Below are 19,547 nucleotides of genomic sequence, written 5' to 3'. Positions count from 1 at the left end.
AGCTGGGAACCACGCCGATGACGGATGTCGCCGCCACCGCCGAAATGCAGGCCGCGCTGCTTTCAAGGGCGCTGCCCTATATGCAGCGCTACGAGAACAAGACGGTCGTGGTGAAATATGGCGGCCACGCGATGGGCGACATCGCGCTCGGCAAGGCTTTCGCCCGCGACATCGCACTTTTGAAACAATCCGGCGTCAACCCGATCGTCGTGCATGGCGGCGGGCCGCAGATCGGCGCCATGCTCAGCAAGATGGGCATCGAATCCAAATTCGAGGGCGGCTTGCGCGTCACCGACCAGAAGACCGTCGAGATTGTCGAGATGGTGCTGGCCGGGTCGATCAACAAGGAGATCGTCGCGCTGATCAATGCCGAGGGCGAGTGGGCGATCGGCCTGTGCGGCAAGGACGGCAACATGGTGTTTGCCGAAAAGGCGCGAAAGACCATGATCGATCCGGATTCCAACATCGAACGGGTGCTCGACCTGGGCTTCGTTGGTGAGCCTGTCGAGGTCGACCGCACATTGCTCGACCTCCTGGCGCGGTCCGAAATGATCCCGGTGCTGGCGCCGGTGGCGCCCGGCCGCGACGGCCATACCTACAACATCAACGCCGACACTTTTGCCGGCGCCATCGCCGGCGCCTGCCAGGCGACGCGCCTGCTGTTCCTTACCGACGTGCCCGGCGTGCTCGACAAGGACAAGAAGCTGATCGACGAGCTGACCGTGGCCGAGGCCAAGGCCCTGATCAAGGACGGCACGGTCTCGGGCGGCATGATCCCCAAAGTCGAGACCTGCATCGAGGCAATCGAGCGCGGCGTCGCAGGCGTCGTCATCCTCAACGGCAAGACGCCGCATGCGGTGCTGCTCGAGCTGTTCACCGAACACGGCGCCGGCACGCTGATCGTGCCGTGAGGCCGGGTGTCTGAGGGGCTCAAGCGTTTGGCGAAATAGCGGTCACGGACTTACGCGGCAGGCGTTCGACAACCATCGATTCCTCTTCCTCGTCTTGCGGCGCGCCCCAGAATTCGGCGAGCGTCGGGCCATTTTTGAGGCGGCGGTCGCGGACCAGAAAGCCCCAGACTTCGCGAAACCAGACGCGGCGGCCCATTCTGGTGTACCAGCGCATCGAATGCCGTTGCTCCGGATCCTTGTGGAACAGGATGCGCGCCAGCGCCTTGGGCCGCGACTGCACGGCCAATTCGATCAGCTTGACGGCGAAGAACAACATCCACGGCTTGAGGCGCGTCATCCGCAGCACCTGGTGCTTGTAGTCCCACAGGCGGGCGTCCAGTTGGATCACCTTGCGGTCCCTGGCAATCCTGAAGAACGGCGTCCAGCGGTGCGGCGTTACATAGAGCGCCTGGATCTGGTCGGCGTCATAAGCGATCAGCTGGCGGAAGCCGCGCCAGAGGTCGCGCAAGCCTTCGTCCTCGAAACCGGCCACCCAGGTCGCCATCGACAAGATGCCGTTGAGCCGCAGCAGCCGTATCGCCTCGCGGTCGGATGAGGTGCTGCCGCCCTTGCGGATCAATGCAAGCGTCTGCTCGTCGGTGTTTTCCATGCCAAGCAGCCAGCGGATGACGCCAGCCTGGCGATAAAGATGCAGGCTCTCGGCGTCGCGGACGATGTCGTCGGCGCGGGTGGAGCCGACGATCAGCACCGGCACATTCTCGGCGATCATCGCATCGAGAAAGGCGCGCCAGGCTTTTTTGGACGACGTCGGGTTCTCGTCCGCAAGGTTGATCAGTTCGACGCCATGCTCGCGGTATAGCCAGGCAATCTCCCGCGCGAACTTCCCGGGGTCGCGGTGCCGCCAGCGCGTCCAGAAGCCGCGCTGGCCGCAATAGTTGCACAGATGCGGACAGCCTCGCGAGAACTGCATGACCACCGCGCGCTTGCCTCCCCAATAGCTGTAGCGACTGAAATCGATCAGTTCCCAGCCGATGCGGTAGTCGTCTAGGTTGGCGATCGTTCTTGCCGGCTTGGTGGCAAAGGGCTGGCGCAAATCGTCAGGAAAGGCGATGCCCGCCACATCCGACAGCGGCTTGCGTTTCTCCAGCGCTTCGGCAAGCGCCACTATGGTCGCCTCGCCCTCGCCACGAACGATGACATCGAAGGCATCCGTTTCGGCCAGTATGTCGCGCCAGTGATAGGTCGGAAACACGCCGCCATAAATCAGGATTGCCGCCGGATCGATGTGCTTGACCATGCCGGCGATCAGCAGGGCTGTCGGATGTGCAGAGGTCGAGCCGGAATGGCCGATCAGAATGCAGTCGGGATGATCGCTCAACGCGTCCCGGACCAGCGTGGCAAGCGCCATCGGCCCGAATTCGGCGTCCACAAGCCGCACTTGATGTCCCGCGTCGATCAGCGGACCGCCCAGTGCCAGCAAACCGAGCGGCGGCAGATGGTCGTCCGGCACGCGGCTGCCGATAGCTGTATGTGGCGGATTGATCAGGACGATTTTCATGGCGGACCTTATGCAATGGCGGTCCGCATGTCGTAGTCGGCGATCTAGCTCTGGAGATTGGCTCGATTCAGCAGTTCGTGTGCAGCTTTTCCGCAGAAATGCCTATCGTCTGAGATGTGCAAGCGGGACATGGCCTGGCCCCTTGATGTTCTGCAGCACAAGCTGCGTGTGTACGTCGCGCACGCCTTCGAGCCGCATCAGCCGGTGCATGACGAAGGCATTGAGTTCGTCGACCGACGGCACCATGACATGCAGCAGGAAATCGTAGTCTCCAGTCATCGTCCAGCACGACGACACCTCGTCCATGCGCTGCACGGCGGCGATAAAGTTTTCGGGCGAGCCGTCGCTGTGGGTTACGAGGCGCACCTGGATGAAGACCTCGACCATCAGACCGACGGCGCGGCGGCTGAGCACCGCGGCGAAGCCCTTGATGATGCCCGCCTGCTGAAGAGCCTCGAAGCGCCGCGCGCAAGGTGTCGTCGACAGGCCGATCTCCTGCGCCAATTCGGAGACCGGCTTGCGCCCGTCGCGCTGCAGGATGTCGAGCATCTTGATCTCGAATTCGTCAAACTGAGGCATTTTCACTCTCCCAAAGCTCGATCGTGCAGCCTTTTACCTCCAACCCTGCGTTTGAGCCACCATCAAAGCTGATTTGCCTCGCGCGATCCGGCTAGAATTTCCGGCAATTGGCTGGTCATGATTTCCAGGGAGAGCAAGCCATGACAATGAACGTTGCCGACTATGCCCGCGAATGCGCGGCGCGAGGCCTTCGCGGCGATTATTCGGTCTGCCGTGCCGATTTCACCGTGGCGCAGGGCTACAATTATAGCGACGAAGAACAGGCGGTGTGGCGCACGCTGTGCGACCGCCAGACGAAGCTGACCAGGAAGCTCGCCCACCATTCCTATCTCGATGGCGTTGCGGCGCTCGGCCTTCTCGACAAGATCCCGGATTTCGGTGCGGTCAGCGAGAAGCTGCGCAAGCTCACCGGCTGGGAGATCGTCGCTGTGCCGGGGCTCATCCCCGCCCAGCCGTTCTTCGACCACCTCGCCAACCGCCGCTTCCCGGTCACCAACTGGCTGCGAACCCAAAAGGAGCTCGACTACATTGTCGAGCCCGACATGTTCCACGATTTCTTCGGTCACGTGCCGATCCTGACGCAGCCGGTCTTTGCCGACTTCATGCAGATGTATGGCAAAAAGGCCGATAACGTGATTGCGCTCGGCGGCGACGAGATGATCACCAGGCTTTACTGGTACACCGTCGAATACGGGCTGATACGCGAGCCGGGCCAGCCGCTGAAGGCTTTCGGCGCCGGGCTGATGTCATCCTTCACGGAGCTTCAGTTCGCGGTCGAAGGCGGCGAGGCGCACCATGTCCCCTTCGACCTGGAAACCGTAATGCGCACCGGCTACGAGATCGACAAGTTCCAGCGTGCCTATTTCGTGCTGCCGTCGTTCAACGCCCTGCGTGATGCTTTCGAGACCGCCGATCTTGCGGCGATCGTGGCGCGCCGCAAAGGCGAGCCAGCGCTCGACCCGGCGAGCCTATAGGCTGTCGGTTATTCCAACGCCTCGGCCTTCAGCCGGGCCAGCTGGTCGCGCTGAAGGTCGAGGGACGCCGTAACGAAGCGCAGGATCGTGGCGAGCTCAGTGTCGCTGAATGTGGCGATCACCTTTTCCCCCTCCTGCGCGATCGCGCCATAATAGCGCGTCGATAGTTCTCGTGTGAGTTCCGTCGCCTCTATGACCACCTTGCGCCTGTCCTCAAGGCTGCGCGTTCGTGTCAGCAGGCCGCGTGCCTCCAGCCGGTCGATCAGCGCGGTGACCGCGGCCGGCGTCAACCCTGTTGCGGCCGCGACCTCGCCAGCCGATCGCGGGCCGCCATAGAGCAGCGCCAGGCAATGGCGTTCCGCCATACTCAGCCCAAGCCTATCGCCCACTGCCTCGTCATAAGCCTGCGTCGCGTCCTGCCAGCCCATAATGGCAAGGCTGATGGCGGTCTTCATGTCGGCCCGATTCATGCTTGACGAATTTATTTCGATCATCTAACTATCAAACTGCCTAACATTATGGCTATTATAGTAATATGCTGCATCAGGCGCAAGGCAAGGCCTGTCGCAGCCTGCAAGGAGTGAAACATGAATCAGACCCCGACGCGCGGCCCACTCACACCGGCCGAGGAGTTCAAATATGCCAAGCTGGCGATGGAGTGGTATGGCTGGGGCTCTCCCATTGGCCTTGGCATCGCTCTGGTGGCGGTGGCGGCGGCCGCCCTGCTGTTCCGCATCGCCATCTTCGGATTTTGACAGTCTGGCAGCGGCGCGGTTGAATGCAGCAGAAGGCTTAGGGCCGAGCTCAGGCGGCTTCGGAAATATCGCGGTCGATGATCGACAGATTACGGCCGCGATGCTTGGCCTCGTAGAGCCGCTGGTCGGCGGCGCGCATTAGCTCCGACACTGCGGCGTCTCTGCCGCAGGTGATGCCGCCAATACTGACTGTCAGCGGAACCGTTCGTTCGTCGACGGGCCGGAAACGGATACGCTCGACTTCACGGCGGATGCGCTCGGCGATGCGCCTGGCCTCGTGTTCGGTGGCACCAATCAGAAGGGCGCAGAATTCCTCGCCGCCGATGCGGCCAAGCACGTCGCCGCTGCGCACGCCACGCTCTATCGCGTTTGCAATCAGGAGCAGCGCATCGTCGCCGATCAGATGGCCGTAGCTGTCGTTGATGGTCTTGAAATGGTCGGCATCGACGATCAGCAATGCCCCGCGATCGGATTTGCGCCGGGAGCCGTCGAGAGCGGCAAAGAAACTTTCGCGGTTGAGCATGCCGGTCATGTCGTCGCGGCTCGCCTTTTCCGCCAAGCGCCTGTGCGCGGCGGCGAGTTGGGCATGGGCGCGGGCGAGCTCGCGATGCGCGGTCTGCAACCTTTCGCCCTGCCAGAACGTATAGGCGCCGACGCTCCAGGCCAGCGCGAGCGGGCACACGGTGGATGTCAGCCAGATGGTGCGATTGATCGGAAACCCCATTGCCGGCACGACGATCAGCGTCAGCAAAAGCGAGACCGCGACGGAGGCGAAAGCGATGGCGGCAGACTTTAGAAATATGCGATTCATCGCTTGCTCCCACTGGTCCGTCTTGGTTCCAGCAAAGCGCTGAATGTCACCTTTCGGCGATGCTTAAGATTTTAATCATGGCGCCATTTTTACCACCCAGGGCGCGCATAGGTTGTGGATAAACCTCCTGTTAGAAAGATCGTTTCGTGCCATAAGGACGTATGACGACACTTCCCGACCCCGCCCGCTTTGCCCATGTCACCGACTGGGTGTTCGATCTCGACAACACGCTTTATCCGCATCATTCGAATCTGTTCTCGCAGATCGATGTGAAGATGACCGCCTACGTCGGAGAATTGCTGACGCTGCCGCGCGAGGAAGCACGCAAGCTGCAAAAGGAGCTCTACCGCGAATATGGCACGACGCTGAACGGATTGATGACGCGCCACGGCATCGACCCCGACGATTTTCTCGAGAAAGTGCACGATATCGATTATTCCTGGCTGGTGCCCGATCCCGTCCTCGGCACCGCCATTCGCCAGCTTCCCGGCCGTAAATTCATCTTCACCAACGGGGATCGCCGGCATGCCGAACGCACCGCGCGGCAGTTGGGCATTCTCGAGCATTTCGATGATATTTTCGATATCGTCGCAGCCGGACTGAACCCGAAGCCGGCGCGGCAATCCTATGAGAAATTTGCCGAACTCCACGCCGTTACCGGACAAAATGCGGTGATGTTCGAAGATCTTGCCCGCAACCTGTCGGTGCCGAAATCGCTGGGCATGACTACGGTGCTGGTGGTGCCGCGCAATTTCGAGCCGACCTTCTCGGAAATCTGGGAACGCGACCCGGCCAACGAGGACGATGTGGACTTCGTCACCGACGACCTCGCCAGCTTTCTCACGGCGATCGTGGAAGTCCCTGCTTGAGGCAGCCGGCGCGCTTCAAGTCCTTGCTTGCATGTCAAAGTTTATAGAAGCGGCTGACGATCCCCCAGGCCTCGTCAGCGGTGTCGACGAAATCGATGATATCCTGATCGCCGGGTGTGATCGTGCCTTGCTCGGCGAGGAAATCGAGGTCGATCGCCTTTGCCCAGAAAGCCTTGCCGAACAGAATGACCGGCACGCGTTCCATGCGGCCGGTCTGGATCAGGGTCAGCGTCTCGAAGAACTCGTCCATCGTGCCGAAGCCGCCTGGAAACACCGCAACGGCCTTGGCACGCATGACGAAATGCATCTTGCGGACCGCGAAATAGTGGAAGTTGAAGCAGAGTTCCGGCGTCACGTAGGCGTTTGGCGCCTGCTCGTGTGGCAGCACGATATTGAGACCGATCGACGGCGCGCCAACATCGTCGGCGCCACGATTGCCGGCCTCCATGACACCCGGCCCGCCGCCGGTCACCACGACGAATTCGCGATAGTACGAGGTGGCCGACTGCTGTGAGCAGAGGCGGGCGAATTTGCGCGCCTCCTCGTAATATTTGCTGTTTTGCTCGAGGTTCTTCTTCTGCGTCTCGTTCTTGGCCGCCCAGGCTTCGCCGCCGGGCTCGGGAATGCGGGCGCCGCCGAACAGGATGACGGTCGATTGGATGCCGCGCTCGGCCAGGATCATCTCCGGTTTAAGCAGTTCGAGCTGCAGTCTGACCGCACGCAACTCGCGCCGCGTCATGAAATCGGGATCGTTCCAGGCCAGCCGATATGTCTCCGCGCGCGTTTGCGGCGTGTCCGGCACGCTTCTCGACCGCTCCAGATCCTCGTCCGAATGCGGCAGCGGCGTCCATCCCGCCTTTTCCATGGGAGTCATATTTGCTTTACCCGTCCAATCATTCACCTGCGCCGTCCCGTGACGCTGCCGCGATTGACCCTCCCCAAGCCTTCACATAGGGTCCGCGCGACTTTCAAACAGGTTAAGGCGCCGGCCCTTAACAGCTTGGTAATGGAGCGAATTCATGTCGAAGCCCGATCTCGCGAGCCTCGAGGAGATTATCGAGAACGCCTTCGAGGAACGCGACACGATTTCGACCGCAACCCGCGGCGAGACGCGCGAGGCCATCCAATCGGCGCTCGACCTGCTCGACCGGGGCGTCGCACGCGTCGCCGAGCGGCAGGCCGACGGCAAATGGCACGTCAACCAGTGGCTGAAAAAAGCGGTGCTGCTGTCCTTCCGGCTCACCCCGATGGAGATCATAGAGGGCGGTCCCGGTCAGGCGGTATGGTGGGACAAGGTGCCTTCAAAATTCGACGGCTGGAGCGCCGTCGATTTCGAGAAGGCGGGCTTCCGCGCCGTGCCGTCGTCGATCGTGCGCCGCTCCGCCTACGTCGCGCCCGGCGCCGTGCTGATGCCGTCCTTCGTCAATGTCGGCGCCTATGTCGACAGCGGCACCATGGTCGACACCTGGGCTTCGGTCGGCTCCTGTGCCCAGATCGGCAAGAATGTGCATCTGTCGGGTGGCGTCGGCATCGGCGGTGTGCTGGAGCCGATGCAGGCCGGCCCTACCATCATCGAGGACAATTGCTTCATCGGCGCCCGTTCCGAAGTGGTCGAAGGCTGCATCGTTCGCGAAGGCTCGGTGCTCGGCATGGGCGTCTTCATCGGCCAGTCGACCAAGATCGTCGACCGTGCCACCGGCGAGATCTTCTACGGCGAGGTGCCGCCTAATTCCGTCGTCGTCGCCGGCTCGCTGCCGGGCAAGCCTTTTCCAAACAACGAGCCCGGCCCCAGCCTCTACTGCGCCGTCATCGTCAAGCGGGTCGATGCCAGAACCCGTTCCAAGACATCGATCAACGAATTGCTGCGCGATTGATCTTTCTCAACGAATACGGACGGAATTCGCTTGCCTGATAGATCAGACCTCATCTGGCTTTTCTTCAAAGCTTCGGGCCGCGTCAGCCGCGCGGCCTATTTTCTTGGAGGACTGCTGGTGGCCATCATACAGGCCTTCCCGCTCTACCGTTTCACGCTGGTGCCGGAAGGCACCACCGAGAGCAACATGTGGTCGTTCATTTTCTTCATCGCCTTCATTGCCTCGCTTTGGTCGAACGTGGTGCTGGCGGTCAAGCGGTTGCACGACCTCGACAAGCCGGGCGTTGCGGCGCTGGTGCTGTTCGTGCCGGTTGTCTCGATCATCGCTTTCCTCGTGCTTTGCCTGTTTCCAGGGCAACCCGGCCCCAACCGCTACGGCAAGCGCACCAACGCCCCGGCCGAACCCTGAGCACCGATCGGACATTTCGTCATGCGCTACCGCTCGCTTGATCCGAAACTGATCCTCGAAACCGCCGAACGGCTGGAAGGGCGCGTCGCCGAGCGCTTTCCCGATGCAGGCTTGCGCGGCGTCGCCGCCGAGCTCGTGTCGCTGTCGCGCGATCTGGCAAAGGCAGCCAAGGCGCTGGAGGCGCCGATCTGGTGGCTGCGCGGCCTCATCATCGCCGCCTTCGTCGTCGGAGCGCTGATGTTCCTGTTCGTCGGCACAATCCTGCCGCTCGGCCGCATCTCGGGAAACCACGATGCCTTCCAGTCGGTGCAAGGCATCGAAGCCTCCCTCAACATGATCATCCTCGCGGTGCTGGGCTTCCTGGCCCTGATTCGCTCCGAGGAGCGGATCAAGCGCAAGCGGGTGTTTCGCCAGCTCCACGGGCTGCGGTCGCTGATCCACGTCATCGACATGCACCAGCTGACCAAGGATCCGGCAACGCTTTCAGCCAGTTTCAAGCCGACTGCGCATTCGCCAGCCCGCATCACCAACGCCGCCGACCTTGCCCGCTATCTCGACTACTGCTCCGAAATGCTGTCGATCACCGGCAAGATCGCCGCGCTGTTCGCGCAATCGGTGAATGACGCCGTGGTCATCGACGGCGTCAATGACATCGAGAACCTGGCTTCGAACCTCTCGCGAAAGATCTGGCAGAAGATCACGCTGATCGAAACCCCTCATGGGCAGCCGGCACGTGCGGCGAAGACCGATCCCGAGCCGGGTCCGCCGCGCCGGCCTGCAGTCCGCAGGCGACCGGGGCCGGCAAGCTAAAACCGGCCACCCGGCGGCAGATCCGCTAGAACGGCTCATCGTTTCGCAGAAACGCCGAACCGCTCTATCTTTTTGTTTTGACGCAATTCCGGACGGAAAACCGCTTCACACTTTTCCTGGAATTGCTTGAGAGCGGCGGAACGGGGAGTTCCGAAAGCCCGGTTTTGCGCCGGATGCTCTAAGCGAATGTTAATCACCCTGGCCCAGCATGCTGGCGAAGACTGTGTCGACCGGCACGGAGCGCTCGACTGGCAAGCGACCTATCCCTGACCACCAAGGAGCCGCGCAAAACGTGGAGCGCCGCCGCTCGCCTGTTTGCCTGGTTCTCTTCGCCGATGAAATTGGAACCGGAAGCTGTCCGCGCCCGGCTTCTCGACACCACCTTCGACCGCAAATTCGCGGTCCTGTTCGGCACCATCAGCGTTCTGTTGGTTGCGGTCAGCGCCGCTCTTGCCACCGGGGATTGGTGGCCCTACGCCTGGATTGCCGCCGACCTGATGCTTTTCACCGTCCGCGTTCTGCTGATGCGGGAATGCGAGCAGGCCCGCAGGCGCGGCTCGAAAGGGCCGCTGGCGGGCCTGATGGCAGCCAGCGGCGTCTGGTCGGTCGTTTTCGGCCTCGGCTGCTATGGCTGTGTTGCCAGCGGGAATATGGCGCTTTCCGTACTTGCCGCCTTGAATGTCGCAGGCGTCGTCGGCGTGGTGTCGTCACGCAATGCGGCGACCCCGCGCTTCGCCATATTCGTCATGTTGGCCGTAAGCCTGCCTTACGTGGTCGGTGCATTGTTTTCTGCGGCGCCCGGAATGCCGATCGTCGGAATTCAAACGCCGTTCTATGTGGCCGGCGTCATCATCGTGCTGCTTCAGAACCACGCAATCAATGCCCGCATGATCCGCGCCGAACTGGACAATCGCGACCTGGCCATCAAGGACGCGCTGACCGGCCTGCCAAACCGCATCTTCCTGCAGGAGAAATTGCGCGACATGTGCCGCGACCTTGCGGCGCCGGCCGCCAATGGCGGCAAGCCGTTTGCAGTGCTCAGCATGGATCTCGACGGTTTCAAACAGGTCAACGACCGTTTTGGCCACGCCGTCGGCGACGTGCTGCTGCGCAAGGTGGCCGAGCGATTGAAGCGCGGCTTCCGTCCGGGGGACGTGGTCTTCCGCATTGGCGGCGATGAATTTGTCATCCTTTTGCCCGCAACCTCGGAGATCGAGGCCACCTACCTGGCAAAGCGGGCCATCGAAAAGGTCTCGGTGCCTTTCGACCTCGGGGTCGGTTCCGCCATCCATGTCGGCTTGAGCGTCGGCAGCGCATGCGCACCCGCCGACGGAGGCGATCCGGAAATCCTGCTCACCTGTTCCGACCATGCGCTCTACGAAGCCAAGCGCACCGGCAAGGGCCGTTACTGGGCGCCTGTGCGGGCTACGATCTGACGGTCGCAGCGACGGCTTCCGGCGACAGGCAGGGCGATCCGCTTCTCTCCTGCTCGGCCGCGCGCACCAGTGCCGTCACGCGCTTCAGCAAAGGCGCCGGCGTGCCGGCGTTTTCGGCCAAACGCAGGACCGCGCCTTGCAGTTCGCCGATCTCCGTCGGCCGGCGGCGCTGAAGGTCATCCCACATCGACGAACGCGCGGCCGGATCGATGGCAAGCATCCGCCGCGCCAAGAACTTGAACAGCCAGTCGGGCAGGCGAAGCACTTTCGGCAGCAGCGCGGGACGCAGGCCGGCGATGCGAGCGGGTTCGATGCCTGTCGCCATCATTGCCGCCAATGCTTCGTCGATCTGGTCGGCCAGGATCAACCGCCAGCGGCGATCGGCAAGTTCTGCCGCCAGCGGCAGGCCGGAAAGCGCCACCAGCGCGTTGTTGAGGTTGAGCAGCAGCTTGCCCCATAGCACCGCTTCGATGTCACCATGCGTGGCGACGGCAAAGCCCTCAACGTCAAGCAGTTCGTCAAGGCCTGTCGGAACCTGTTCGATCATCACCTTGCCGCCGCTGGCGCGGTGCAGACGAAGCGGCAATTCGCCCTCCGCCGATTGGACCACGTTGAACGGCACCATGCCCGCGAGCACCCGCCGGGCGGCGAGATTGGGCTCGCAACTTATCGGCATTGTCGACGCCGTTCTGCAGACTGAGTACCACCGCATCCGGTCGGGCATGGGCCGCAATAAGCCCGGCCATGTCCTGCGTCGCGCCGCTCTTGACCGTTACCAGGATGACATCGGCACTGGGGAATGCCGCGGCCGGATCGGCGGTGACCGACAATGCCTCCGGCTTGACGGATCGGTCGCGGCCATCACGGTCGGTGATGCGCAATCCACCTTTTTGCAGCGCCTTCTCGATGCGAGGCCGCGCCAGCAGAACCACCTTTCGCGTGGCAAGTATCAGGCAGCCGCCGGCGTAGCATCCGATACTGCCGGCACCGGCGATTACGATTGTCTTGCCACGCGTGACCATGCGATGGCCCTGTCCTGGTCGAGAGGCCTTGCCGCAACTATACGGCATGAAAACCATAATGTCGGCGGCATGGCTGGCCCTTATGTCTGGCCGTGACAGGCCTTGCGCTTTCGACTATCGCTTTTGCCCATGACGCTGCCTACCGATCCGACCAGAAATCTGGCTGCTCTCATCCGCTGCGCTTCCGTGACGCCCGCCGAAGGCGGTGCGCTGAGCGCGCTGGAAGAAATGTTGAAGCCGCTCGGCTTTGCCGTCGAGCGCCCGGTGTTTTCCGAATCCGGCACACCTGACATAGAGAACCTTTACGCGAGGCGTTCCGGCAACGGCCCGCATCTGATGTTTGCCGGCCATACCGATGTCGTGCCGGTGGGCGATGAAACAGCCTGGACGCACCCGCCCTTTGCCGCCGACATCGCCAATGGCGAGATGTTCGGCCGCGGCGCCGTCGACATGAAGGGCGGCATTGCTTGTTTTGTCGCGGCGGTAGCGCGACACATCGCGCAGAAGGGCGGCCCGAAGGGGTCGGTCTCGCTGCTGATAACCGGCGATGAGGAAGGTCCGGCGATCAACGGCACGACGAAACTGCTCGAATGGGCGGCCGCCAAAGGCGAGAAATGGCATGCTGCGATCGTCGGCGAGCCGACCAATCCCGACGCGCTCGGCGATATGATCAAGATCGGCCGGCGCGGCTCGCTCTCCGGCACGGTCGTCGTCAACGGCCGCCAGGGCCACGCCGCCTATCCGCAGCTAGCCGACAACCCGGTGCGCGGCCTGGTGACGCTGGTCGACGCCTTGCTTCACCCCGTCTTCGACAACGGAACAAGGGATTTCCAGCCGACCAACCTTGAGGTCACCTCCATCGATGTCGGCAACCCTGCCACCAACGTCATCCCAGCGAAGGCGGCGGCTACCTTTAATATTCGCTTCAACGACACATGGACCGCCGAGACGATCCAGGCCGAGATCCACAACCGCCTCGACCGGGCGGCGAAACGCAAGAAATACCGCGCCGGCAAGAAGACGCCGGTCGACTACGAGATCGTCTGGCGCGACGGGCCGAGCCATGTTTTCCTGACACGCGACGACAGGTTGATCGAGACGCTTGGCGGCTCGATCAAGGCGGTGACCGGCAGGAAGCCGGCGCTCTCCACCTCCGGCGGCACCTCCGATGCCCGCTTCATCAAGGATTATTGTCCGGTGGTCGAATTCGGACTGGTCGGCAAGACCATGCACATGGTCGACGAACGCGTGGCGATTGCCGACCTCGAGACGCTGACGCAGATTTATCTGCGCTTCGTTGAAGACTGGTTTGCGCAGGACATATCCTAGTGATGCTTTCAGCGGATGAAACCTACGCTTCGCTTGCCGGTGCCTGGCGGCTGATGCTCGGCAAGGCCGACGGATTTCGCCTGCTCGACCTTTCGGCGGACGGTTTCTGGAACTCCTTTTTTGCCATCGTCGTCGCGGCGCCGGCACTGATCGTCGGCTGGGTCGGTATTGCCAACGAGATCGGCGATCCCAACGCATTCGTCGGCCGTTTCAGCATGTTGATCCGCCTGGCCACCGTCGATATCGGCGCCTGGGTGCTGCCGCTCATAGGCCTCGCCCTGGTGGCGCCGCGGGTCGGCGTCGGCGGCCGTTTCGTCCATTATGTCGTGGCCAGCAATTGGGCCTCGGCGATCATCGCCTGGATGATGCTGCCATCGGCGTTGATCCGGCTTTTCCTGACGTCGGCCAACGAAGTCTCCGGACTCGTGTCGCTGCTGTTGTTCGCGCTGTCGATGGTATTGACCTGGCGGATGACCAACGTTGCGATCGGCAGGGGTGCGGCCACCGGCAGCGCCGTTTTTGCCGGCATGTTCGTGGCGTCGCTGATCGTCCTGTTCGGCCTGCAGGCGCTGCTCGGGATCAGCGTTCCGGATCAGCCAGGCGTCGGATAATCGACGCCGACGAGAAACAGCCCGTCGGGCGGCGCCACCTGGCCGCAGGCGGCACGGTCGCGCGCCTCGAGCGCCGCCTTCAGGTCGGCAATAGTCCAGCCGCCTTCGCCGACGCGCTTGAGCGAACCGACCATCGAGCGCACCTGATTGTGCAGGAAGGACCGCGCCGAAGCGTGAACTTCGATCAAATCGCCGGTGCGGCTGACGTCCAGCCGGTCGAGCGTGCGGACCGGGCTGGCGGCCTGGCATTGGGTCGAGCGGAAGGTGGTGAAATCATGCCGGCCAAGCAGCACCTTTGCCGCTTCGTGCATGGCCCCGGCATCCAGCTGCTTCGGTACCCACCAGATCTTGCCCTTGTCGAGCGCCGCCGGCGCGCGCCGGTTGACGATGCGGTAGAGGTAGTGGCGTCCGATCGCCGAGAAACGCGCATCGAACCCATCCGGCACAACGCCCGCCTCGAGAATGGCGATGCGCGCCTTGGCCGCTTGCAGATGCGCGTTGACCGCATCGCGCACCGTGTCGCCGGGCCATACCTTGATCAGATCGACATGCGCCACCTGAGCGGTCGCATGGACGCCGGCATCGGTGCGGCCGGCGGCGCGCAGCGAAACCTGCTCACCACAGAATTTCTCGATCGCCTGCTCGATCGCCTGCTGCACCGATGGCTGGTTGGCCTGGCGCTGCCAGCCGGCGAAGAGACTGCCGTCATATTCGATGTCGAGGCGAAAACGCGGCATTCCCGGATCGAGGCGAAATCAGGCGGCGAGGGCTGAGCCGAAGGCCGAGGCGTAGACCAGCCTGCCGGTCTCCGGCGCCTCGCCCCAGGCAAGCGCCTGCAGGGCTTCGCTTTGGTAGTCGCTCTCGAATTTTGCTGCACGGGCGCGGCTGTAGCCGAAACGGCCATAGTAAGCCGGATCGCCGAGCACCACGGCGAGCGTCTCGCCAGCAGCCTTCAGGCGGATATGCGCCTCGCGGACCAGCGCACCTCCGATGCCGGTGCCGTGGAACGACGGCTCGACCGCCAAAGGAGCCAAAGCCACCGCCGGGAAGCTCTTGCCGCCATTCTGCACGAAAAGCCGTGAAAACAGGATATGGCCGACCACTTGCCCGTCTTCGTCCGCCACCAGTTCGACGACGGCATCACCGCCGGTGACCAGCGCGTCGACCAGTCCGGCCTCCGTCTGCTGGCCGAATGCGTGTTCTTCGACAAGGCGGATCGCCTCGCGGTCCCGCGGCGTCGCCGCGCGTATGGACATCATGCTCATGACAATTTCATTCCTTTTTCGAGCTTGGCCCCGCGCAGAAACTCCTGCGCGGCAATGGGCCTTCCGCCCGCACGTTGAACTTCGACCGGCCTGATCGCGCCTGACCCGCAGGCGACCGTCAGCCGGTCATCGAGAATTCCTCCCGGTTCGCCGGCGCCTTGCGAGAGCGTCGAGCGAAGCAGTTTCAGCCGTTCCAAGCGGCCGCCGATTTCGGCCTCACACCATGCACCGGGAAAGGGCGACAGGCCGCGAATCTGGTTGTGCACGTCGCCGGCAGGTCGCAGCCAGTCTATGCGAGTCTCCGATTTATCGATTTTCTTGGCGTAGGTCACCCCCACCTCCGCCTGTGTGGTAAATGTCAGCGTATTCCGCTCCAGCCGTTCGAGCGCTTGCACCATCAGCGCAGCACCGAGGACCATCAGCCGGTCGTGCAGATCGCCGGCCGTCATGTCGGGTCCAATGGGACATTTTTCAACCATTGCCACCGGCCCGGTGTCGAGGCCTTCCTCCATCCGCATCACCATAATGCCCGTTTCGGTATCACCGGCCATGATGGCGCGCTGGACAGGGGCAGCGCCGCGCCAGCGCGGCAATAGCGATGCGTGACCGTTGAGGCAACCGAGCCGCGGCGCCTCGAGAATGGGTTTGGGTAGAAGCAATCCGTAGGCGACGACCACGGCGACGTCGGCGCGCAAGGCGCGGAACGCCTCCTGCTCCGCCTCGCTCTTCAGCGACACCGGCGACCGCACCTCGATGCCAAGCCGCTCCGCCTCGCGCTGCACCGGCGACGGCGTCAGTTCGAGCCCGCGCCGGCCGCCGGCGCGCGGCGGCTGCGTGTAGACGGCTGCCAACTCGTGCCCGGCCCCGGCAATCGCCCGCAGCGTCGGCACGGAGAATTCGGGCGTACCCATGAAGATGACACGCAGGGGCATTCGTCGACGCCTATCCCACCATCTTGCCCGGCGCCTTGTCCCTGGCGAGCTTCTTGAATTTCTTGACCACCATGTCGCGCTTCAGCTTGGAGATGTAATCGATGAACAGCACGCCGTTGAGGTGGTCGATTTCATGCTGCAGGCAGGTCGCCATCAGCCCCTCGGCCTCGATCTCCTGCAGCTTGCCGTCGCGATCGAGATATTTCACCCGCACCGCGGCGGGGCGCTCGACTTCGGCATAGTAATCGGGGATCGACAGACAGCCTTCCTCATAGACCGAACGCTGGTCGGAGCTTTCAAGGATTTCGGGATTGATGAAGACGTGCGGCGCCGGCGTCTCGTCCTCCTTGGCGAGGTCGATCACCAGCATGCGCAAGGGTTCGCCGACCTGGATCGCTGCGAGGCCGATGCCGGGCGCGTCATACATGGTGTCCAGCATGTCGCCGGCCAGTTTGCGCAAATCGCCATCGACACGCTCGACCGGTTTTGAAACCTGGCGCAGGACGGGATCGGGGAGGATGATAAGCGGCTTGATCGACATGGCGTCTCACCTAAGACCTCGCAGGAAAAGCGTCAACCGGGGCGCCTTCGGGTCGTTCACGTTTTGATCTGTGCCGGCAGACCGAATCATCTATGCTGTCGACATGAACGATCTGGCCACCATCCTGTCCGAACCTGTCGCCCGCCTCGGCGCCACTACGATCACGCTCGGCCAAGCCCTGGGTTTCGGCGCAATGCTGTTCCTCGGCCTGTTCGTGGCGCTCGTCGTTGCGCTCTGGCGATCGGCCAAGGCGCGTGCAGTGGCGGCCGCCGAAGCCGCCGACCACGCCCGCGACGCCGAGGTGCGGATGGCTGGTATCTTGGCAAGCCAGGCGGAAATGCAGGGCCGCATGGGCGCCATCGCCGAAGTGTTCGGGGCGCGCCAGGCCGAACTCACCCAGTCGATCGGCCAGCGTCTCGATGCCATGACCGGCCGCCTGGGCCAGACCATGACCGAGCAGACGAGATCGACGCATGAGAGCCTCGCCAAGCTGCAGGAACGGCTGGCGGTCATCGATATCGCGCAAGGCAACATCCAGTCGCTGGCCGGCCAGGTCGTGCAATTGCAGGCGATCCTTTCCAACAAGCAGACGCGCGGCGCCTTCGGCCAGTCGCGTATGGAAGCCATCGTCGCCGACGGATTGCCGCACGGCGCCTATGAATTCCAGGCGACCTTGTCGAATGGCAGCCGGCCCGACTGCCTGGTGAAGATGCCGAACGGCGCACCGTCGCTTGCCGTCGATGCAAAGTTTCCGCTCGAGGCCTGGAATGCCATCCGGGCCGCCGAAGGCGCCGAACTGCAGAAGTCCGCCGCACAGGCTTTCCGCCGCGACATCGAGGTGCATGTCCGCGATATTTCCGAAAAATACCTGATCCAGGGCGAGACGCAGGACACCGCCTTCATGTTCGTGCCTTCGGAATCGGTGTTCGCCGAAATCCACGAGAATTTCGAGGCCGTTGTCCAGAAGGCGCATCGCTCGCGGATCGTCATCGTCTCGCCATCGCTTTTGATGTTGTCGATCCAGGTCATCCAGGCAATCCTCAAGGATGCCCGCATGCGCGAGCAGGCACACCTGATCCAGGGCGAGGTTATCCGGCTGATGGAAGATGTTTCCCGGCTCGACGAGCGGGTGCGCAAATTGCAGACGCATTTCGGTCAATCGGCCAAGGATATCGACGACATCCTTGTCTCGACATCGAAGGTGACCAGGCGCGGACAAAAGATCGAGGCGCTGGAGTTTGGCGTGCAGCCGGCGGAGGACACCGCTGGTTCGAATGGCAGCGGAGCAAAAGCGGAAAGCAGCCCGCGCGTCGCCGATTCGAAAACCGGGCAGTTGAGGCTAAGGGTCGTCGAAGGCGACGATTGAGAGCTGCGCCGGAACCGGAGGCTTCGCCCCGGTCTGGCGCTACTGCTCCTCGATGATGGTTGTGCCTTCGAATTCCGGCAGCCAATGCAGCGCCGAGCGGTGCCAGATCTGCTTTCTCGGCACCAGTTGCTCGCGCTGCCGTGCCGTGCCGACCCTGATACCGTAAACCTTCGGTCCCTCGCCCGCCGACGTTGCGTAGAGATGCGAGCCGCACTCACCGCAAAATGCCTGGGCGCGTTTGGCGCCGCTCGAACCGGTCTTGATATAGATCTTCGGCGTGCCCTTGGTGATCCTGTAATTGTCCTCGGACGCCGGCACGGTGACGCGAAAGGCCGTTCCGGTTAGCTTCTGACAATCGATGCAGTGACAAATGGTGGTCTTTTCCGGATCGACTTCGGCCTCGTAAGTGATAGCGCCACAATGACACGCGCCGTCGATTTTCATCTTCGTTCCTCCTGGAGCTTTTGCCCGCAATCATAACCGGGACTGCCCGATGGCGCAGCCATTTCCTCAGGCCGGTTCCCCTCCGGACGCCGCCAAGGCCTTGCTCCGGCGTTCCCAGGTGCCGGTGGTCTGCGGCTTGACGAACAGCCGCGTCACCTCCGGCATCTCCGCTTTCAGCCGCGTCTCGAGGCGCTCGACACAGGTCTCTATCTCCGGCGCCGACAAATGATCCTCGAACTCGATGCTCAAAGCGGCGACGATCTCCTGCGGACCCATATGCAGCGTCAGCACGCCATTTGCCCGTTGCACCGCCGGGTCCTGCTGGACGATGGCCAGCACCTCTGTTTGCACCTCGGGCGAGGCCGGCTCGCCGAGCAGCAGGCTCTTGCTTTCGCGCGCCAGGAAGATCGCGGTCCCGCCCAGGATCAGCGCGATGCCGATCGACGCGGCGCCGTCGAGCTTCGGCATGTCCAGCAGTTCCGCCGCCAATATGCCGGCGAAGGCGACAACGAGGCCGAGAAGTGCCGCGCTGTCCTCGAAGAGTACGGTGTAGACACTCGGATCCTTGCTGAGCTGCACCGCCTCGAGCCAGCCGTGGCTGCCTTTTTGGTGGCGGAATTCCTTCAGCGCCACCAGCCAAGAGGTGCCTTCGAAGAGGAAGGAAAGGCCGAGGACAGCGTAGTTCACCTTGGCGTTGGCGATCGGCTCCGGCGCCATGATGTGCGTCACGCCTTCGTAGAACGATATGCCGGCACCCAGTGCAAAGACGAGGAGCGCGACGATGAAGCTCCAGAAGTACAGCTCGCGGCCATGGCCGAGCGGATGCGTGCGGTCGGCCGGCCGGGCGGCACGGTGCATGCCGTAAAGCAGCAGGCTGCCATTGCCGGTATCGACGAGCGAGTGGACGCCTTCCGAGAGCATTGCCGAGCTGCCCGTGAACAAGGCAGCGGCAAATTTGGTCAGTGCGATCGCAAGATTTCCGGCGAGCGCCGCATAGATCACTTTTTTCGACCCGCCATGCGCCGCCATGGTGTGCTGCCTTGGTTGATGCA

Annotated in this window: 22 protein-coding genes and 1 pseudogene; 11 read left to right on the top strand and 12 right to left on the bottom strand. The window is 62.9% G+C overall.

What is annotated here, in order from left to right:
- The first annotated feature begins 17 nt into the window (after positions 1-17).
- On the top strand, positions 18-911 hold the full coding sequence (gene argB, locus NKJ91_RS13685; protein WP_023677482.1) for an acetylglutamate kinase: 894 nt from the start codon (positions 18-20) through the stop codon (positions 909-911).
- Positions 912-930: 19 nt separating this feature from the next.
- On the opposite strand, the gene bchE is transcribed toward argB, so the two are convergent.
- Together bchE and NKJ91_RS13675 are read right to left on the bottom strand one after the other, a co-directional pair.
- Complete coding sequence (gene bchE, locus NKJ91_RS13680) at positions 931-2,469, bottom strand: magnesium-protoporphyrin IX monomethyl ester anaerobic oxidative cyclase (RefSeq protein WP_352455983.1); 1,539 nt, start codon at positions 2,467-2,469, stop codon at positions 931-933.
- A gap of 102 nt (positions 2,470-2,571) precedes the next feature.
- Positions 2,572-3,048 carry an Lrp/AsnC family transcriptional regulator gene (locus tag NKJ91_RS13675; protein WP_352455982.1) on the bottom strand — a complete coding sequence of 159 codons (477 nt, stop codon included), beginning with the start codon at positions 3,046-3,048 and terminating at the stop codon, positions 2,572-2,574.
- A 140-nt stretch (positions 3,049-3,188) separates the two neighbouring features.
- Here NKJ91_RS13675 and phhA point away from each other — a divergent pair, with 140 nt between their 5' ends.
- Positions 3,189-4,022, top strand: coding sequence for a phenylalanine 4-monooxygenase (phhA, locus tag NKJ91_RS13670; RefSeq protein WP_352455981.1), 834 nt, complete (start codon positions 3,189-3,191; stop codon positions 4,020-4,022).
- A gap of 8 nt (positions 4,023-4,030) precedes the next feature.
- Here phhA and NKJ91_RS13665 read toward each other — a convergent pair whose 3' ends face one another.
- The gene (locus NKJ91_RS13665) at positions 4,031-4,516 is read right to left on the bottom strand and encodes a MarR family winged helix-turn-helix transcriptional regulator (RefSeq protein WP_352455980.1); all 486 of its coding nucleotides are present in this window, start codon (positions 4,514-4,516) and stop codon (positions 4,031-4,033) included.
- Between the two features lie 93 nt (positions 4,517-4,609).
- Here NKJ91_RS13665 and NKJ91_RS13660 point away from each other — a divergent pair, with 93 nt between their 5' ends.
- Positions 4,610-4,777, top strand: a complete 168-nt coding sequence (locus NKJ91_RS13660) for a hypothetical protein (RefSeq protein ID WP_352455979.1) — start codon at positions 4,610-4,612, stop codon at positions 4,775-4,777.
- A gap of 49 nt (positions 4,778-4,826) precedes the next feature.
- On the opposite strand, the gene NKJ91_RS13655 is transcribed toward NKJ91_RS13660, so the two are convergent.
- On the bottom strand, positions 4,827-5,588 hold the full coding sequence (locus NKJ91_RS13655) for a GGDEF domain-containing protein (protein ID WP_023677477.1): 762 nt from the start codon (positions 5,586-5,588) through the stop codon (positions 4,827-4,829).
- Positions 5,589-5,749: 161 nt separating this feature from the next.
- Between NKJ91_RS13655 and NKJ91_RS13650 the strand changes: the two genes are divergently transcribed.
- Positions 5,750-6,457 carry a pyrimidine 5'-nucleotidase gene (locus NKJ91_RS13650; protein ID WP_352455977.1) on the top strand — a complete coding sequence of 236 codons (708 nt, stop codon included), beginning with the start codon at positions 5,750-5,752 and terminating at the stop codon, positions 6,455-6,457.
- A 34-nt stretch (positions 6,458-6,491) separates the two neighbouring features.
- Here the strand turns inward: NKJ91_RS13650 and NKJ91_RS13645 are convergent, their stop codons facing one another.
- Positions 6,492-7,331 carry an LOG family protein gene (locus tag NKJ91_RS13645; protein WP_352455976.1) on the bottom strand — a complete coding sequence of 280 codons (840 nt, stop codon included), beginning with the start codon at positions 7,329-7,331 and terminating at the stop codon, positions 6,492-6,494.
- A 145-nt stretch (positions 7,332-7,476) separates the two neighbouring features.
- Here NKJ91_RS13645 and dapD point away from each other — a divergent pair, with 145 nt between their 5' ends.
- From dapD to NKJ91_RS13625, 4 genes are all read left to right on the top strand, one after another.
- Positions 7,477-8,331: a 2,3,4,5-tetrahydropyridine-2,6-dicarboxylate N-succinyltransferase gene (gene dapD, locus NKJ91_RS13640; RefSeq protein WP_352455975.1), complete on the top strand. Its 855-nt coding sequence runs from the start codon at positions 7,477-7,479 to the stop codon at positions 8,329-8,331.
- Between the two features lie 30 nt (positions 8,332-8,361).
- Positions 8,362-8,739, top strand: a complete 378-nt coding sequence (locus NKJ91_RS13635; protein WP_352455974.1) for a DUF805 domain-containing protein — start codon at positions 8,362-8,364, stop codon at positions 8,737-8,739.
- 21 nt (positions 8,740-8,760) lie between these two features.
- Positions 8,761-9,549 carry a hypothetical protein gene (locus NKJ91_RS13630; RefSeq protein ID WP_352455973.1) on the top strand — a complete coding sequence of 263 codons (789 nt, stop codon included), beginning with the start codon at positions 8,761-8,763 and terminating at the stop codon, positions 9,547-9,549.
- A gap of 335 nt (positions 9,550-9,884) precedes the next feature.
- The gene (locus tag NKJ91_RS13625) at positions 9,885-10,985 is read left to right on the top strand and encodes a GGDEF domain-containing protein (RefSeq protein WP_352455972.1); all 1,101 of its coding nucleotides are present in this window, start codon (positions 9,885-9,887) and stop codon (positions 10,983-10,985) included.
- On the opposite strand, the pseudogene NKJ91_RS13620 reads toward NKJ91_RS13625, so the two are convergent.
- Positions 10,975-12,007 (bottom strand): annotated as a pseudogene (locus tag NKJ91_RS13620) (2-dehydropantoate 2-reductase). The gene NKJ91_RS13625 and the pseudogene NKJ91_RS13620 overlap by 11 nt on opposite strands.
- Before the next feature lie 129 nt (positions 12,008-12,136).
- Between NKJ91_RS13620 and dapE the strand changes: the two are divergent.
- Positions 12,137-13,336, top strand: coding sequence for a succinyl-diaminopimelate desuccinylase (gene dapE, locus NKJ91_RS13615; RefSeq protein ID WP_352455971.1), 1,200 nt, complete (start codon positions 12,137-12,139; stop codon positions 13,334-13,336).
- Between the two features lie 2 nt (positions 13,337-13,338).
- Positions 13,339-13,947, top strand: coding sequence for a transporter (locus NKJ91_RS13610; protein WP_352455970.1), 609 nt, complete (start codon positions 13,339-13,341; stop codon positions 13,945-13,947).
- On the opposite strand, the gene truA is transcribed toward NKJ91_RS13610, so the two are convergent.
- From truA to def, 4 genes are read right to left on the bottom strand one after another with little or no spacing between them, the layout of a single operon-like run.
- Positions 13,929-14,684, bottom strand: a complete 756-nt coding sequence (gene truA, locus NKJ91_RS13605; RefSeq protein ID WP_352455968.1) for a tRNA pseudouridine(38-40) synthase TruA — start codon at positions 14,682-14,684, stop codon at positions 13,929-13,931. The genes NKJ91_RS13610 and truA overlap by 19 nt on opposite strands.
- A gap of 18 nt (positions 14,685-14,702) precedes the next feature.
- Positions 14,703-15,212, bottom strand: a complete 510-nt coding sequence (locus NKJ91_RS13600) for a GNAT family N-acetyltransferase (protein WP_352455966.1) — start codon at positions 15,210-15,212, stop codon at positions 14,703-14,705.
- The gene (fmt, locus tag NKJ91_RS13595; protein WP_352456014.1) at positions 15,209-16,138 is read right to left on the bottom strand and encodes a methionyl-tRNA formyltransferase; all 930 of its coding nucleotides are present in this window, start codon (positions 16,136-16,138) and stop codon (positions 15,209-15,211) included. Before fmt ends, NKJ91_RS13600 begins: the two co-directional genes overlap by 4 nt.
- A 16-nt stretch (positions 16,139-16,154) precedes the next feature.
- Positions 16,155-16,685 (bottom strand): peptide deformylase, encoded by a 531-nt coding sequence (gene def, locus NKJ91_RS13590; protein WP_352455964.1) that lies wholly within the window; start codon positions 16,683-16,685, stop codon positions 16,155-16,157.
- 103 nt (positions 16,686-16,788) lie between these two features.
- Between def and NKJ91_RS13585 the strand changes: the two genes are divergently transcribed.
- Positions 16,789-18,051 carry a DNA recombination protein RmuC gene (locus NKJ91_RS13585; protein ID WP_352455962.1) on the top strand — a complete coding sequence of 421 codons (1,263 nt, stop codon included), beginning with the start codon at positions 16,789-16,791 and terminating at the stop codon, positions 18,049-18,051.
- Between the two features lie 39 nt (positions 18,052-18,090).
- Here the strand turns inward: NKJ91_RS13585 and NKJ91_RS13580 are convergent, their stop codons facing one another.
- Together NKJ91_RS13580 and NKJ91_RS13575 are read right to left on the bottom strand one after the other, a co-directional pair.
- Positions 18,091-18,495, bottom strand: coding sequence for a GFA family protein (locus NKJ91_RS13580; protein ID WP_023676952.1), 405 nt, complete (start codon positions 18,493-18,495; stop codon positions 18,091-18,093).
- Positions 18,496-18,561: 66 nt separating this feature from the next.
- Positions 18,562-19,524 (bottom strand): cation diffusion facilitator family transporter, encoded by a 963-nt coding sequence (locus tag NKJ91_RS13575; protein ID WP_352455960.1) that lies wholly within the window; start codon positions 19,522-19,524, stop codon positions 18,562-18,564.
- Between the last annotated feature and the right edge of the window lie 23 nt (positions 19,525-19,547).

The sequence above is a fragment of the Mesorhizobium sp. M0040 genome (genome assembly GCF_040323505.1).
Classification (GTDB): Bacteria; Pseudomonadota; Alphaproteobacteria; order Rhizobiales; family Rhizobiaceae; genus Mesorhizobium.
This window is presented reverse-complemented; position numbering and strand designations above follow the sequence as displayed.

What these genes read in the sequence shown, in the direction of transcription:
- argB (WP_023677482.1), top strand. Translation starts at nt 18, where the DNA reads ATGACGGATGTCGCCGCCACCGCCGAAATGCAGGCCGCGCTGCTTTCA.
- bchE (WP_352455983.1), bottom strand. Translation starts at nt 2,469, where the DNA reads ATGAAAATCGTCCTGATCAATCCGCCACATACAGCTATCGGCAGCCGC.
- NKJ91_RS13675 (WP_352455982.1), bottom strand. Translation starts at nt 3,048, where the DNA reads ATGCCTCAGTTTGACGAATTCGAGATCAAGATGCTCGACATCCTGCAG.
- phhA (WP_352455981.1), top strand. Translation starts at nt 3,189, where the DNA reads ATGACAATGAACGTTGCCGACTATGCCCGCGAATGCGCGGCGCGAGGC.
- NKJ91_RS13665 (WP_352455980.1), bottom strand. Translation starts at nt 4,516, where the DNA reads ATGATCGAAATAAATTCGTCAAGCATGAATCGGGCCGACATGAAGACC.
- NKJ91_RS13660 (WP_352455979.1), top strand. Translation starts at nt 4,610, where the DNA reads ATGAATCAGACCCCGACGCGCGGCCCACTCACACCGGCCGAGGAGTTC.
- NKJ91_RS13655 (WP_023677477.1), bottom strand. Translation starts at nt 5,588, where the DNA reads ATGAATCGCATATTTCTAAAGTCTGCCGCCATCGCTTTCGCCTCCGTC.
- NKJ91_RS13650 (WP_352455977.1), top strand. Translation starts at nt 5,750, where the DNA reads ATGACGACACTTCCCGACCCCGCCCGCTTTGCCCATGTCACCGACTGG.
- NKJ91_RS13645 (WP_352455976.1), bottom strand. Translation starts at nt 7,331, where the DNA reads ATGACTCCCATGGAAAAGGCGGGATGGACGCCGCTGCCGCATTCGGAC.
- dapD (WP_352455975.1), top strand. Translation starts at nt 7,477, where the DNA reads ATGTCGAAGCCCGATCTCGCGAGCCTCGAGGAGATTATCGAGAACGCC.
- NKJ91_RS13630 (WP_352455973.1), top strand. Translation starts at nt 8,761, where the DNA reads ATGCGCTACCGCTCGCTTGATCCGAAACTGATCCTCGAAACCGCCGAA.
- NKJ91_RS13625 (WP_352455972.1), top strand. Translation starts at nt 9,885, where the DNA reads ATGAAATTGGAACCGGAAGCTGTCCGCGCCCGGCTTCTCGACACCACC.
- dapE (WP_352455971.1), top strand. Translation starts at nt 12,137, where the DNA reads ATGACGCTGCCTACCGATCCGACCAGAAATCTGGCTGCTCTCATCCGC.
- NKJ91_RS13610 (WP_352455970.1), top strand. Translation starts at nt 13,339, where the DNA reads ATGCTTTCAGCGGATGAAACCTACGCTTCGCTTGCCGGTGCCTGGCGG.
- truA (WP_352455968.1), bottom strand. Translation starts at nt 14,684, where the DNA reads ATGCCGCGTTTTCGCCTCGACATCGAATATGACGGCAGTCTCTTCGCC.
- NKJ91_RS13600 (WP_352455966.1), bottom strand. Translation starts at nt 15,212, where the DNA reads ATGAGCATGATGTCCATACGCGCGGCGACGCCGCGGGACCGCGAGGCG.
- def (WP_352455964.1), bottom strand. Translation starts at nt 16,685, where the DNA reads ATGTCGATCAAGCCGCTTATCATCCTCCCCGATCCCGTCCTGCGCCAG.
- NKJ91_RS13585 (WP_352455962.1), top strand. Translation starts at nt 16,789, where the DNA reads ATGAACGATCTGGCCACCATCCTGTCCGAACCTGTCGCCCGCCTCGGC.
- NKJ91_RS13580 (WP_023676952.1), bottom strand. Translation starts at nt 18,495, where the DNA reads ATGAAAATCGACGGCGCGTGTCATTGTGGCGCTATCACTTACGAGGCC.
- NKJ91_RS13575 (WP_352455960.1), bottom strand. Translation starts at nt 19,524, where the DNA reads ATGGCGGCGCATGGCGGGTCGAAAAAAGTGATCTATGCGGCGCTCGCC.